Origin of the sequence: Brasilonema bromeliae SPC951, assembly GCF_012912135.1 — a bacterium.
In the GTDB taxonomy this organism is placed as follows: Bacteria; Cyanobacteriota; Cyanobacteriia; order Cyanobacteriales; family Nostocaceae; genus Brasilonema; species Brasilonema bromeliae.
On record NZ_QMEB01000158.1, the window covers coordinates 1 to 15217 of the forward strand.

The window sequence follows — 15217 nt, forward strand, 5'->3', positions numbered from 1 at the left end:
TCCCAACTCCCAACTCCCAACTCCCAACTCCCAACTCCCAACTCCCAACTCCCAATTATGTTAATTCTTGCGTATTAATCTTTACGTATAATTGTTGACAATGGAGTATGTTTGCGCATATCCATCATATTCGCCAGAGATTCTTTACCCTGACCCTGTGAGACATTTTGCTCTGGTGGTAAAACTGTGACTACAGGTTTTGTTTGAACTGGCATTGCTACAACAGGCGTCTTTGGTTTTGATGGCACAAACGCTGGTACACTCTTGTTGGGACGGGGTTCTAATCCTGGACTACGTTTTGCTAAGCGTTTCTGATAGCGGTTAATCTGATTTCTGACTTCTTGACGCTGTGCTGGACGGTTTAGCAGTAGGAATAATATTAAGGTACCACTACCACAACTCAGAGCAATAGCGGCCACTAGCCATAAAGGTGTAGGATTGATTGCGTTGAGTGGTGCTTTGATTGGTTTGATAATTTCAGCTTCGGCTATTTCTTCTTCCTCTGGTTGCATACGCCCCACATAGCCCAAGCTGTACAACGCAGCAGCACTACTACCTAGAAAAATCAATAACAATCCTGCTGGCAATAGCCAAGTATGATGTACGAGCAGATTTATCAGGGGATTTTTGCTCAGAGTTCGTCCTGGAACTTTCTTCCCCGACTCAGGTATAGGTGCTTTTGATTGCGATGACTGCTGCTGTACACTCTGGCTATTTTCCATAGTTGCTTTGCTCATTTTTACCCTCCAGTTATAAATTGTACTGAAGGGTTAACCAGGATGTATCCGTAGAAACCTATGTTATTTAAGTATAGTTTTTGGAAACACTGGTGACTTAATCTGATGTTTTTTTCTAGAAAATTGTACTTTTTGATACTTTATTCCAAAAACGACGAGAAATCAGTTTTCCTTTTGCGTTGTTGAGAAAGCAGAATGTCTTTCCAGAGCCAGCTGGATTAATCTATCAACTAATTCCGGGAAAGAGACACCGCTATGCGCCCAGAGTAGAGGGTACATACTTGTTGCTGTAAAGCCTGGTAATGTGTTGATTTCGTTAATGAAAATTTCTCCTGTCGCTTCCACGTAGAAAAAATCTACCCTTGCCAATCCAGCAGCGTCAACGGCAATAAAGGCTTGCAAAGCCATTTCCTGAATTTGACGAGTCACAGCTGGCGATATAGGTGCTGGAATCAGTAAATCTGCTTTTCTTTCTGTATATTTAGTTTCATAATCATAAAAGTCGCTTGCGTAAGTAATTTCACCAACAATTGAAGCTTTCGGACTATCATTTCCTAAAACCGCACACTCTAATTCTCGTGCGACAACTCCAGCTTCAACGATGATCCTTCGGTCATAGCTGGCGGCGTTATCTAATGCTGCTTCTAATTCTTGGGGCGATCGCACTTTAGCAATACCAACCGATGAACCTAAATTAGCAGGTTTGACAAAGCACGGATAACCCAAAGTTGCTTCAATTTCATCACACAGTTTCGGGAAAACACAAGGATTCGACCAAACTTGCGCTCTATTTAACGCTTTGTATTTTACCTGCGGCAATCCTGCTTGGGCAAAGGCTGTTTTCATGGCAATTTTATCCATTCCCACCGCTGAACCCAACACTCCAGAACCAACAAAGGGGACTTGCATTAAGGTGAGTAATCCCTGTATTGTCCCATCTTCTCCGTTAGGACCGTGGAGAACAGGAAACCAAACATCGACTTCTGCAACTTGGGAAGGAGATTGCCAACGGCTGAGAATTTGAGTTTTGGCTACTGATAATTGCTCATTAGATGTAGTTGGTAATTGCAACGGTGTTCCAGATTCCAAAACTTGTTGCGGGACATCTCCTGCTAGCCAACGTCCATCTTTCTGAATGTAGAAAGGCAAAATTTCGTATTTACCAGTATTTTGCTCTGTCGTCAAGGCTCTGGCGATCGCCCGTGCTGAACTTATAGAAACTTCATGTTCTCCCGAACGACCACCAAAGAGTAACCCCACTCGCAGCTTCGTCATCTCAAATACCTCTCTCACCCTCAAATTCAGATAGCGTAGCACATCTGAGTAAAGTTCCTCTATTTTTTTCTGTTGCTTTTTTTGATTTAGTTATACGGCTCCCTTGATTATGACGACAGCTGTCGAAACTATGAAAATCATACAAATCCCTGAAAGTATTGTCAAGTCGTCATTTATTGATGCTATTCTCAACAACTATAAAAACTTTACAAACTTCATAAAGATTTGTAATTGCAAATTTTAAAAGCGAATTCCTTGTTGAATTAGTTCTGTTTATATAAGACTCTTAGGTTTGTTGTAATATTCTCGAAGACTGAGAAAGAACCTTTGCGATACGCTTTGCGTCAAGCCAGAGGCTTATCGCCTAGGACACCTCAGCAAAGTTGCTGTATTTTTCCATGTAGAAATTTTTTGGGAGTTCAGGAAACAACGCCAGAGTTTGCTAACTTCCATCAATGAGCACAGATAGAGCTTGACGAGCATGAGTCGCCCCCGCCGGGGTTCCTTCTATTGTTGCCATTAAGCTAGCGCCTCCAATCAAAAGCAAGTATTGTTGGGAGAATGTCTCTGGATCGCGCACCCCCGCTTCTGCTGCTAACTTCTTGATATGAGTGCGAATTGCCTCACGTAGCCTTGCTGAAACGTGGTGGACTGGATGATTGGCATTCGCTAATTCAAGGACTGCGTTAATAAATGGGCATCCCCGAAAGTCTGGTTGGGCATACCATTCCCCCAGGACATCAAATGTTGCTAGTAACTTTTCCTTTGCAGTTTTTCCCCTTTGCTCGACAGACTCCTCGAACCATTGTAACCATTGCTTTTCTCGATAAAGCATGACTTCCAAGATGAGCTGGTCTTTAGAGGGGAAATGCTTATAGAAAGTCCGTTTAGCAACATCTGCAGCAGCAATTACCTCATTGATACCAACGTGTTGAATCCCCTTTTGATAAAACAGCTTTGAGGCAGTCAAAAGAATTCTTTCGTAAGCGTTGCTAGGTTTCGGTGTCATAAATCAGGTTTTGGTAGACAATTTTGTCTACTTTTGATAAGCTGCTAGACGTAGACAGATTTGTCTACCTTTTTAACATGCTACTCGCAGGGGTGGATATGAGTCACTCACCCCCATTATGTAATGCCGTGTTTTGGACATATAACCTAGGAGAAAAGGAATGGACTTTACCATATACACTGTGGAAACAGCGCCTGAAAATTCCAAGGAAGCCCTAATTAAAGCAAAGGAAGTCTTTGGTTTCATTCCGAATCTAGAGGGGATTTGTGCTGAGGCACCTGCGCTCTTGAAAGCTGGTATGGCTTTATGGGATCTCTTCAGCACGACAAGCTTTAGCCCAATTGAGCAGCAGGTGATTTATCTGGCAGCAAACTACGAGAACGAATGCCATTACTGCATGGCAGCACACTCTGGTTTAGCCAAGATGGTTGGGATGTCATCTGAAGATATACAAGCGCTGCGAAATGGCACTCTACTTCGAGATCCGAAGTTGCAGGCTTTGCGTCACTTTACTGGGCGTATGGTGCAAGCCCGTGGTTGGGTTGAAGACTACGAAATTGAATCTTTCATGGCTGCTGGTTATGGCAAGCAGCAGGTTCTTGAGGTGATTCTTGGCATCGCTGTCAAAGTCATTCACAACTACACGAATCACATAGCTAAAACCCCACTTGACAAAGTGTTCAAGGCAAATACTTGGTCAAAACTAAAACCCATAACTCCTTGAGCATAACCAGTTAGTGAAGAGGTCAATGGCGTGGGGCTTAAGCGTGATTTACCTTTTACACTGGCAATGCTTCCCGCACTTCCACAGGTTCACCCGTTAAGCTAAAGGCGCGAACTTCGGTAATTCTTACCTTCACCAACTTCCCTTTAAGTTCATTGATGTCACCAGCGAAGAAAGTGAGACGGTTTCCACGGGTGCGTCCCATCACTTGAGTTTTGTCTTTGGAGTTTTGGTCTTCCACTAGTACTTCTTCAACGCGTCCCATGTAACGTTGCGATCGCTCGGCTGCTTTGATCGCAACGAGATGATTGAGTCGTTGCAGGCGATCGCTCTTAGTCTCTTCACTCAATTGCTCATCCCAAATTGCTGCTGGTGTTCCTGGACGTGGAGAATACGCTGCTGTATTCAGCAGATCAAAGCCAATATCTTCTACTAGTTTGAGAGTATTTTCAAACTGTTCCTCTGTTTCACCTGGAAAACCGACAATCGCATCAGCACTAATCGACGCATCTGGCATATACTGTCGAATTGTGTCGATTATCCGGCGATATTTCTCATGAGTGTAACCCCGACTCATGCGTTTTAGAACTTCGTTATCTCCAGATTGAAAGGGAATGTGGAAGTGTTCGCACACCTTGGGTAATTCCGCGCAAGCTTTGATGAGGCGTTCGGTGAAATAACGGGGGTGAGAAGTCGCAAACCGAATCCGCTCAATTCCCTCCACGTCATGAACGTAGTAAAGTAAATCTGTCAAAGTGTGCAGATGGCGACCTTCTGGCGTGACTCCTGGTAAATCTCGCCCGTAAGCATCAATATTTTGACCGAGTAAGGTAACTTCTTTGAAACCAAGCCGCCCGATTTCTTCAATTTCCGTCCGAATTGCCTGAGGTGTACGGGACTGTTCCACACCGCGTACATTAGGAACCACACAGTAAGTGCAGCGTTCATTACAGCCGTAAATCACATTTACCCAAGCGGTTACGGTGCTATCCCGTCGCGGCTTGGTGATATCTTCCATAATATGAACGGGTTCAGTTGCGACAACTTGGTTGCCGTCAAACACTTGTTGTAGTAAATCTTGCAGACGGTTAGTGTGTTGCGGTCCCATCACCAAGTCTAACTCTGGTACACGTCGCAACAGTGCTTCGCCTTCCTGTTGGGCAACACAACCTGAAACAACGATAGTTAAGTCTGGCTGCTCATGCTTACGCTTTGCTTGTCTTCCAAGATATGAATATACCTTTTGCTCAGCATTATCACGAATGGAACAGGTGTTGTAGAGAATTAAATCTGCTTGATTCGGGTCTTCTGACCACTCAAAGCCCATGTCTTCTAGGATGCCAGCCATACGTTCTGAATCGGCTTTGTTCATTTGGCAACCGAAGGTGGTGATGTGATAACGACGGGATGAAGTGGTCATGGTAACTTACAAAGGGAATGAGATAGCGAATTGCACTACTGAAAATTGTGACATCCTCCCACACCCAACGGGAGAGTCAGTCACCTACGGCGGGAAACCCGCCTGCGCCGTGCTGACTCACCAAATCAGAGATTATGGTGTGGGCTTCCCCAAATCACTTTGAAGATTTCCTGGTTGTTCTCTTGCGAGATTTCGCCACTTGCCTAGACTGATTTTCATCAGTCCCCGGTAGATCGACTGCGCAGGCTGTTTGGGTTCCCGTCTGCCCAACGGTACTAATGAGTTTGATTCCTCTATTTCTTATGTTTTGACCTGCTGCCACATCTCTATCTATTATGTATCCGCAATCAGGACAGCTATGGACTCTAACGTAATGGTCTTTTTTGACTTGGCCACCGCATTCAGGACACTGTTGAGAAGTCCCCCTAGCATCCACTTCACTGAAGAACTTTCCTCTTTTCCAACACACATACTTGACGATAGCTCTAAACTGACCAAACGCGGCATCAAGCATATGCTTACCAAACATCCCTTTGGCACTGGTGCGGTAATCCAGATCTTCCATGAAGACCATGTCACCCGCATCACAAAGCGCATGAGCCACTTTGAAGTGAAAGTCCTTCCTCGTGTTGTCGATTTTGTGATGAAGTCGAGCAACCGTTAGGCGCTGTTTCTCGTAGTTTTTCGACCGCCTTTGTAATCTCGCCAACCTGCGTTGCAGCAATTTCAGCTTGCTTTGCAATTGTTTAAAGAACTTGGGGGGTTTTACGAGAACGCCGTCACTAGTTGCCAAAAACTTCTCCAACCCAACGTCAACCCCAATCACATGACCATATGGAATTGGGTCTGGAATATTAACATCACATTGAACAGAGATAGATGTATACCACTTGTCAGCTTTTCTCAAGATTCTTACTTGCTTGACCACAAATCTAGAAGGGATGGGTCTGTGCAGATTAATTGGGATTGCTCCAATCTTGGGCAACTTAATATGCAAGTTCGTGACTGGATTCTCCTTGAATTGGGGAAAAAGCAACGATTTAAACTGCCCGTGTTTTTTGAATCGAGGAAAACCAAAACCCCTCTGCTGAAAGTATTCCCAACCTTTATGCAATTGCTTAATAGCTTGTTGGAGAACTTGAGAAGGAACTTCGCTCAACTTAGGAAATTCTTTCTTTGCCTTAGGCAAGTTGTTAAGCTGATAGATTTCGCCGGGAAACTTCAATTCAGGAGAGAGGATATACTCTTTTTCAAGAGAGCATCTATCAATCAAACACTTACGACTGTCACACCAATCCTTTATCTCTCGAAGTGCATAGTTATAGGCTGTTCGACAGATTTCCATCCACTCGATGAGTGTTTGCTCCTGAGTGATGTCTGGATAGATTCTGTAACGGTAGGTAAGTGTTATCATTCCAGTATTATAGAAGATTTACTAGACAGCAGGCAAGCTTTAAATGTTAATTTTAGGGACATCGAGTCCCCCAAGTTAACCTGGGGAGCGAGTGTGGTCTTGGGGGTTTCCCCCATGAACATCTCGCGTGGAGTCCATGTATCCCACGCCCTCGCTTAATTCAAAGTTCAAAATTCGCTCGTTCAAAATAATAGATCTTTTTTTGAATTTTGCATTTTGAATTTTGAATGTTTGAGAAGCGAGATTTTGGCGTGGGTCTTATAGCTCCCCCAAACCCCACGTAAGATAAAGCACTTTTAAGACTATTACTCCACCAAGACAAGTTTGAGGAGTAAAGGAATGAACTGCAGAGGCGCTCCAGAGCGCAGAGTGAAGAGAAAAGAGGATGAGTCTAAAAATGAGTTTACTTAGCAAAGTTGCTGTGGCGCACTACTATGGCATCGCTACCATTAAATTTATGGACTGTAAAACACGCAGCTTAATATTATGTCACAACAAACCCTTTCACCAGCAGCAGACAAACAAACCAAAACAAAAAAGGGTAAGAAGTCACTTCCACCAAAGCTCATCATTAAGCTAGGAAAGTTTGTCTGGACAACTATTTGGCATTTGATGATGTCGAAATTAGCTCCCCGTAACAAGTCAGGCGAGTATATTCGACCAAGCAGCGAATTTAGAAACTCTGTTGGGATAGAGCAAGGGAATGTGTACCAAGCAGCAACAGGGCGTTACAATCTGATCGCAGGGCTGGGTTGTCCGTGGGCACATCGTACTCTTGTTGTGCGATCGCTCAAAAAACTTGAACAAGCAATATCGCTCACAATTGTGTCACCCTCCCCAATTGAAGGAGGTTGGGTGTTTAACCAAGAATATGAAGGTTGTCGCACGCTTGCCGAACTTTATGAATTAGCACAACCTGGCTACGGTGGACGCTTTACAGTTCCAGTGTTGTGGGACTCCCAAACAAAGACGATTGTGAACAACGAAAGTTCAGAGATTATTGTGATGCTGAACTCACAGTTCAACGAGTTCGCAAACAATCCCACACTAGACCTCTACCCACAGGAACTGAAAGAAAAGATTGACCAATGGAATGAAAGGATTTACACAAGCGTAAACAACGGCGTGTATCGTTGCGGCTTTGCCCAAACACAGGAAGCCTATGAGCAAGTTTATCATGAATTGTTCACCACTCTTGATGAAATTGACACAGTCCTAAATACCAGTCGATACCTTTGTGGAGATACTGTCACACTGGCAGACGTCCGTTTGTTTACAACATTATTCCGCTTTGACACTGTATACTATGCGCTTTTTAAGTGTAACCGCAAAAGAATTCAGGACTATCAGAACCTGGGACCTTACCTTCGTGACTTATATCAAATCACAGGTATTGCTGACACCTGCGACTTAGAGAGTGTAAAGCAGGATTACTACGGAAACTTGTTCCCACTCAACCCAGGTGGTATTATCCCCTCTGGTCCTGATCCAATGTTTCTTCAAGAACCACATCATCGCGACAAGATGAGCAAGCAAGCAAATCCTGTATAAAAAGCTTCCTACTCTGGTTGCAAAGTCGTGCTCAAAGTCACCGCACAATCACCCATTAAAGCCTCTCGCATTGCTTTTTCATCGCTAAAAGTCTCCTGTAGAAGTCGTCCCTCATAAACGAGTTCTACCTCACTGACCTGAAAAGGGCAAGGAGATACTGCGACTTGATAATGGTTATCTTTGACATCTTTCAAAGTCAGTTTGACCGTAGTTTCACCGTCAATTGTTGGTATTCCAGAAAGATATGCATCATTAGTTAATTCTTGACATAAGATGATAGATAGTGCATCCCATATCGCTACTAACTTTCTATTACGCTCAACAACTTCCGGTTTTGTGTATGGTGCATAATATTCGTCATTTTTGAGAAAAGCAATCACTTGTTCTTGGAAAGCATACTCCCTCTCTAAAAAGTTCTGCACAATTTGAGAAGAAGTTGGTGAGTTCTGCCAACTTGTAAATCTTTCATACAAACTTGTTCCATGAAGTGAGATAAGGAGTGCTACATATCTACCCCAAGGAAGTGCAAGTTGTCTAGCGCCAGACCAAATATTTATATGTTCTGGCGTTGAAAGTTCCATAAAATTATTGGGATAGCCTGTTTGCGGGTTGAGTGTAGGTGCTTGTTCCCAGAAAAGCCAACCAATATCATGTAGTTGAGCAGCTAGACAAACTTCTTTTTTGGGAGCAAACTCACCAAAACGTTCATTTCCCCAAACTTGTGCTAACTGACCTGCAACCCAAGCGTGATTTGGTTGAGTGATGCAAATAAGTCCTTGTTTTGTTAAACGATGCAGCATAAATAGAAAGCAAAAAATATTGTTCTACTCTTTATTCTGAACTAATCGCTAAACAAAAAACTTATGCTAAATAATGTAAAAAGAGCTATGTAGCAGTCCTGTTTGGAACGAACCGCCAAGTCGCCAAGAACGCCAAGGTATGAAAGAAGAAGAGAAGAACAGAACAAGATAATTTCACTACTCCTCAACGGATTGCTATATAAAAAGATATGAAACTTAAAAACTCAGCTTGGAATTTGGTCATGTTCAAGCGACTTTTCTTAGTATTAGGCTGTACTCTCGCTGGTACTGGTGCTATTGTATTCTTCTTTTGGCAACAAGCGACTCAGCTACCTGTTTGGTACTCAAATCCACCGACAACATCAAGTTTACCTCCTCAAACAGACCAAAACAAAACCCAGATTCAACTATCACAACAGCAAGTCTTGAGTAAAATTTATGACAATTTAAAAGGGGCAAATGCTAAAGGTGAAGTGCAACTAGATGCAAATGAAGTCAATACGCTGATTGTTTCAGGAATTGCTCAAACGACTGATAAAAGTCGGCTTGCTCAAGCAGTTGTGAGGACAAATACTCAAATTCAAGATGGCAAAATCTCCGCAGGTGCTGTGATAGATTTCAGAACAATTCCCTTAAACGAGTTGCCATCCCAGGAACAAGTTGCAATTTCTAAACTGCTATCGACTGTGCCCATCTTAAAATATCGCCCCGTGTACATAGAGGTTGAAGGAAAACCCAAGGTACACAATAAACAAATCAGCTTGGATGAGACAACTCGCGTTAAGTTTGGTAACGTTAGCTTGACTCTCTCGGATATGTATCAACGTTTTGGGCTTTCAGAAAAACACCTCAACCAACAAGTTGCAAATGAATTGAAGAAACTTCCAGTGGAGGTGAAAGACGTTGAAGTTATGGGCGATCGCCTCATCGTTCGTGGTTAGTTATCGTAAATTAAAGGGGGGTTTAAATGCCCAACGAAAACTGTCTTTAATTTTGAATTTTGAATTTTGAATTTTGAATTGTTAACACCTCCCGTAGGGTACTCAGTAATGCCTGAACTGTGAAGGGTTTTGGCAAGAAGTATTGGATGCCAAGACTTCTGTTTTGAGTCGTCGTCGAATTGCTCATCAGTCCGCTCATTGCAATGATTTGCACCTGGGGATTCATGCGTTGCAACGTGAGAATCGTGGTAGAACCATCTATCCCTGGCATCATCATATCTATCAACACCACACTGATGTCATTCTTGTACTGAGCGTAGAGTGCAAGTGCCTCAATTCCATCGCTGGCGGTTAAAACCCTATAATTATGGCTTTCCAGGGCAGTTTTAGTGATCTCGCAGATTGTGGCTTCGTCATCTACCGCCAAAATCAATTCGCCATTGCCCCTTGGTAGTTCTACATCGGTTGCTACCTGGGTTTCAGTGACTTGGCTACTCGGCAAATATACCTCAAAGGTGCTGCCCTTGCCCATCTCGCTATAAACATTCACAAAACCGCCGTGACTTTTAACAATGCCCATGACAGTAGAAAGTCCTAAACCAGTTCCCTTACCCACTTCTTTAGTTGTAAAAAAGGGGTCAAAAATGCGATCCATAATTTCCGGCCCAATGCCCGTTCCGGTATCAGTAATAGTCATCACAACATAGAGACCCACTTTAGCATCCACATACATTCGAGCATAGCTTTCATCCATACATTGGTTTTCGGCGCTAATAGTTAGGGTACCGCCATCGGGCATGGCGTCGCGAGCATTGACACAGAGGTTCATTAGCACCTGATGAAGTTGAGTTGCATCTGCACAAACTGTCCAAAGATCGGGTGCGATATTAGTTTCGGTTTCGATAGATTTTGGGAAGGTTCTTTGAGCGACCTGTGCCACATCTAAAAGCAAATGCCTAGCCTGGATGATGGTACGGCTGCCTTCCACTCCTCGACGAGTAAACGACAGAATTTGCTTGACCAAATCAGCACCACGCTTGGCACTGCCTTCCAGTATGCTCAGCAGTTGCTGAGTGTTCTCATCAAGGTTGGGGAATTTAAGGGGGAGCAGTTGAGCAACTGCCAAAATGGGAGTGAGGATATTGTTGAAGTCGTGGGCAATGCCCGAAGCGAGAGTGCCTAAGCTTTCTAGCCGTTGGGCGCGGAGAAACTGGGCTTCGAGTTGTTTTTTCTCAGTAATATCAGTACTTACTGTTAGAATGGATTTGGGATTGCCTAAGCCATCGCGCACCAGTGTCCAACGACTTTCAACAACGATGGTCTTGCCGTCTTTGGTGACTTTCTGAATCTCTCCCTGCCAGTTGCCCTCCCGAATCAGTGTTGCCTGAATCGCTTCAAATTCCGGCAATGTTTCCCCAGGTCGGTACAACAGTTTAATGGCATTTTTGCCCAAGACTTCTGCTGTTTTCCATCCGTACAAGCGCTCCGCACCTTTGTTCCAGAAGAGGATATGGTGTTCGAGATCTCGAACACAAATTGCGTCAGTAGCGACATCGAGCAAGGCTGCTTGTTCGCGGATTTTCTGTTCTGCTTGCAGGCGATCGCTGATGTCGTCAATCAGAACTAGGCTTGTCCATTTACCCGCAAATGAGAAAATGTGAGCCAATGCCTTGACATCGATCAGACTGCCATCCTTCTTGCGATGTTTCCAAACCCCAAGGTCGTTCTGTCCCGGTGTGAAGTTAGATAAACTCTGGTGCAGTGAGGTGATGTAGGCGGGAGGAATAATGTCGGCGAGCGTCATGCTCAAAAATTCTTCTTTGGAATAGCCGTAATGGGCGATCGCCGCCTGATTCACCGCAAGAAAAGCCAGGGTTTCCAGTTCAAAGACCCACATGGGGTTGGGGTTACTTTCAAACAGCAAGCGATATCGTGCTTCCGAGTCCCGTAATTCATTCTCTGAGCGCTTGCGATCACTAATGTCTCTGCCAATATGCGATGCCCCAAGCTGCTGATGATTTGCATTGCGAATCGAACTATAGGTAATCTCGTAATAATTCCGCTCTAATCGTTCATCCCCAAATTCCTCAATCACCGTGAACTCTTCTCCCCTGAGTGCCCGCCCCCAAATTGCTACGGCTTTGGCTTGTTCTTCTGGCAAATGCGCGAGTGCGTCTATCAAACTCATGCCCACTGCAATAGTCTTGCCGAATATCTGTTGAAACTCCTGTTTGTATGCACTGTTGAATGCAATAAACCGGAACTCTAGATCTAGGGCTGCGATGAGGTCATGGGTTCCTTCAATAATCCCGGTGAGGCGATCGTTGACCAATTGCACATCCTGGTGAGCTTGCTGAAGTTGTTCCTGTGCCTGTTTACGTTCGCTGATATCAATAACCACACAGCGACTCATCAGGTCGTTGCCTGTACTATCCGTCATCGCAGTGGCGCTCAAGCTCACGGGCAGGATAGTGCCATCCTTGCGAATCATTTGGAACTCTAGATCTCGTACTTTGCCTCGCTGCTGTCCAAGCGGGAGATTTTCTTGGAAGCTCTCTAAGCTCTCGGCAGTCAGTAAGTCGGAAAACTTTTTCTTGCCAATTATCTCATCCCGCGTGTACCCCAACATGTTAAGTTCTGTGTCGTTGATGCGGACGAAGACGCCATTTTTGTCTAGGGAGTGATAGCCACAGGGGGCATGGTTGTAAAGTTCTTCTAACTCATCTGTATACTTTCGCAATACCTCGTCTGCTTCCTGTAACGCCTGTTCTGCACGATAGCGTTTCTGGCGTTCCTCTGCTTCCCGCAACTCTCGTTCCACTGCGGGTACCAAGCGGGCGAGATTACCTTTTATGATATAATCATGTGCCCCAGCTTTCATGGCAGCAACGGCAGTATCTTCACCAATAGTGCCGGAGATGATAATAAAAGGTAAATCCAGTTTCCGGCTTTGGAGGAGTTTCAGGGCTTCCAAAGCATTGAAAGCAGGCAGCGTGTAATCTGCAATCACAATGTCCCACGATTGTTGATCGAGAACTGCTTGCATGGCATCTCGGGTATCCACCCGAACATAGTCCACAGTATAGCCACCCCGACGTAACTCCCTGACGCTTAAGAGAGTATCATCTTCAGAATCCTCAACAATCAGAACACGTAGGTAAGAGCTCATCGTGACTGCTTTCCTAAATTTGCGGTAGTTCGTTCATAAGGAGCCAGTACATCCCCAATTGCCGGACTGCTTCGGTAAACTCAATAAAATTCACGGGTTTACGGACATAACTGTTGCATCCCAAGCTGTAACTATTAAGCATATCTTGTTCTTCACTAGAAGTGGTCAGAATCACCACTGGCAGAAGCTTCGTGCGTTCGTCTTCTCGCAAGCGGCGCAATACTTCAATGCCATCAATGCGGGGTAGTTTCAGATCCAGTAAAATCACCGTAGGCTTGAGGCTGATATCTCGTCCGGCATAAACTCCGGTTCCAAACAGGTAATCTAGGGCTTCAACACCGTCATGAACTACTACGATCTCATTGCTGATGTGATTCCGCTTCAAAGCTCGGATTGCCAAAGCTTCATCATCGGGATTATCCTCCACTAGAAGAATAGTTTTGTTGTTCGCGCTCATGCCCCTTTCTCCTCCGATAATGTAAAGTAAAAAGTAGCTCCCTGTTCCACAGCCCCTTCTGCCCATACCCGACCACCATGCCGATGCACTATCCGCTGCACAGTGGCAAGTCCAATCCCATTTCCCGGAAATTCATTCATACCATGCAAACGCTGGAAGGGAGCAAATAACTTGTTCGCGTATGCCATATCAAAACCCGCGCCATCATCTCGAACAAAGTAGACGTTGACGCCACTTTCGCTCTTGCTCACTCCAAACGAAATCTCTGCCTGGGGGTGCTTGGATGTAAATTTCCAGGCATTATTCAGTAAATTCACCAACAACACCCGCAGCAGACGAGTATCTCCTTGAGCTACCAGCCCTGTTTGGATCGCAAACTTTACCTGCCGTTCGGGCTGACTGTGTTGTAACTCAGTACAGATTCCACTAGCTAACAGACTCAGATCCACAGATTCGGGGTGCATTTCGCTGCGCGTCACCCGAGATAGGTTGAGCAGGTCATCGATCAATTGCCCCATCCGGTGAGTCGCTCCTCGAATTCGCTGTAAGTAGTCCTGTCCGGTTAGATCCAGCAGGTCAAAGTAGTCTTCCAGCAGCGCTTGACTGAAGCCGTCAATACCGCGTAAAGGAGCTCGCAAATCATGGGAGACAGAGTAGCAAAAAGCTTCTAGTTCCTTATTCACTGCTTGTAGTTCAATGATTGCTCGTTGCAGTCCCTGATTTAACGATTGTACTGCTTGCTGAACCTGTAGGCGTTCTAGTACTTCTGCCCGTAAGTCAGCCAAAAGTTCTGCGTGCTGGAGAGCTACCCCCAAGTGATTGGCAATTTGGCTGACAAATTCGATTTCTGTCGCTAGCCACTCTCGCTGAGCGCTACATTGGTGAATACAGAGCAATCCCCAGAGTTTTTCACCTTGCAACAGCGGTACCGCCAGGTTAGCCCGTACCTGAAATTGAGAGAGAACTTGGATATGACAGTCGCTCAACCCATAATTATAGATATCTGCAACCGCCTGAATTCGCCCCTGCTGATAATGGACTGCAAACTGTTCCCCGAAGCAATGATCGTGGATTTTTTGCCCCATAGCTGAAGGAAATCGGTGATCTACATCCTCAGAAACAAATTCTCCATCATCCCAGCCTGAGTTTGGGTAGAAGCGAAACATACCCACTCGGTCTGCTTTCAAGAGTTGGCGAACCTCAGTCGCTGTGGCTTTAAAAATTGTTTCCAAATCTAGAGGTTCCCGCAGGCGAGTAATCACACGGAACAATGCTTTCTGCTGTTCCATTTGGAAATATGCCTGATTTCTTTCCTGTTCTAAGTGTTGGACTTCTTCTGCCAGGATCTGCTTAAGCGTCTCAAATGCCGCCTGATCTCGACACAAGTTTTGCAACTTTACCAATATCTCTGGGTTCATTCGTCTGGCGGTAGTTAAGTTGGGGAATTTACAAAAAATAAGCTAAACACTTGCGTCAGCCAGGTCAGACAGATTGAGAAGTGTTGCACAATTTTAAGGGCTTAGCACAAAGGGTGCAATAGTTTCTTAGAAACATACATAATATAACTTGATATAACTTGGATAGGTTAGACTTTTCCAAGTTTTATAGAGAGAGGGAACGCTTAACAGGGAACAAGGAACAGTGAACAGTGAACAGTGAACAGTAAACAGCTACCTACGCAGCGATTTCTTGACCCCCCTTAACTTGGTAACTGATAACT

At 44.7% G+C, this 15217-nt stretch carries 12 protein-coding genes; 3 read left to right on the plus strand and 9 right to left on the minus strand.

Annotated features, from left to right (window positions below):
* Positions 1–74: 74 nt before the first annotated feature.
* The 3 genes from DP116_RS18735 to DP116_RS18745 form a co-directional block, all read right to left on the minus strand.
* Positions 75–737 carry a hypothetical protein gene (locus DP116_RS18735; protein ID WP_169156612.1) on the minus strand — a complete coding sequence of 221 codons (663 nt, stop codon included), beginning with the start codon at positions 735–737 and terminating at the stop codon, positions 75–77.
* A gap of 162 nt (positions 738–899) precedes the next feature.
* Complete coding sequence (locus tag DP116_RS18740; protein ID WP_169156613.1) at positions 900–2012, minus strand: D-alanine--D-alanine ligase family protein; 1113 nt, start codon at positions 2010–2012, stop codon at positions 900–902.
* Between the two features lie 442 nt (positions 2013–2454).
* On the minus strand, positions 2455–3021 hold the full coding sequence (locus tag DP116_RS18745) for a TetR/AcrR family transcriptional regulator (RefSeq protein ID WP_169156614.1): 567 nt from the start codon (positions 3019–3021) through the stop codon (positions 2455–2457).
* Positions 3022–3181: 160 nt separating this feature from the next.
* Between DP116_RS18745 and DP116_RS18750 the strand changes: the two genes are divergently transcribed.
* On the plus strand, positions 3182–3745 hold the full coding sequence (locus DP116_RS18750; RefSeq protein WP_169156615.1) for a carboxymuconolactone decarboxylase family protein: 564 nt from the start codon (positions 3182–3184) through the stop codon (positions 3743–3745).
* 55 nt (positions 3746–3800) lie between these two features.
* Here DP116_RS18750 and miaB read toward each other — a convergent pair whose 3' ends face one another.
* Positions 3801–5165 (minus strand): tRNA (N6-isopentenyl adenosine(37)-C2)-methylthiotransferase MiaB, encoded by a 1365-nt coding sequence (gene miaB / locus DP116_RS18755; protein WP_169156616.1) that lies wholly within the window; start codon positions 5163–5165, stop codon positions 3801–3803.
* 154 nt (positions 5166–5319) lie between these two features.
* Entirely contained in the window at positions 5320–6579 is a 1260-nt protein-coding gene (locus DP116_RS18760; RefSeq protein ID WP_169156617.1) for an RNA-guided endonuclease InsQ/TnpB family protein, read from the minus strand.
* 486 nt (positions 6580–7065) lie between these two features.
* On the opposite strand from DP116_RS18760, the gene DP116_RS18765 reads away from it, so the two are divergent.
* A complete protein-coding gene (locus DP116_RS18765) occupies positions 7066–8130 on the plus strand; it encodes a glutathione S-transferase family protein (RefSeq protein WP_169156618.1) in 1065 nt (354 codons plus the stop codon).
* Between the two features lie 8 nt (positions 8131–8138).
* Here DP116_RS18765 and DP116_RS18770 read toward each other — a convergent pair whose 3' ends face one another.
* Complete coding sequence (locus tag DP116_RS18770) at positions 8139–8930, minus strand: DUF3891 family protein (RefSeq protein ID WP_169156619.1); 792 nt, start codon at positions 8928–8930, stop codon at positions 8139–8141.
* A gap of 209 nt (positions 8931–9139) precedes the next feature.
* Between DP116_RS18770 and DP116_RS18775 the strand changes: the two genes are divergently transcribed.
* Complete coding sequence (locus DP116_RS18775) at positions 9140–9871, plus strand: hypothetical protein (RefSeq protein WP_246275695.1); 732 nt, start codon at positions 9140–9142, stop codon at positions 9869–9871.
* Between the two features lie 46 nt (positions 9872–9917).
* Here DP116_RS18775 and DP116_RS29490 read toward each other — a convergent pair whose 3' ends face one another.
* Genes DP116_RS29490 through DP116_RS18795 form a run of 3 tightly spaced genes read right to left on the minus strand, consistent with a single transcriptional unit; the run spans position 9918 to position 14915 of the window.
* The gene (locus DP116_RS29490; RefSeq protein ID WP_246275696.1) at positions 9918–13040 is read right to left on the minus strand and encodes a PAS domain S-box protein; all 3123 of its coding nucleotides are present in this window, start codon (positions 13038–13040) and stop codon (positions 9918–9920) included.
* A 13-nt stretch (positions 13041–13053) separates the two neighbouring features.
* Positions 13054–13497, minus strand: coding sequence for a response regulator (locus tag DP116_RS18790; protein ID WP_169156620.1), 444 nt, complete (start codon positions 13495–13497; stop codon positions 13054–13056).
* A complete protein-coding gene (locus DP116_RS18795) occupies positions 13494–14915 on the minus strand; it encodes a GAF domain-containing protein (protein WP_169156621.1) in 1422 nt (473 codons plus the stop codon). Before DP116_RS18795 ends, DP116_RS18790 begins: the two co-directional genes overlap by 4 nt.
* Positions 14916–15217: the final 302 nt, after the last annotated feature.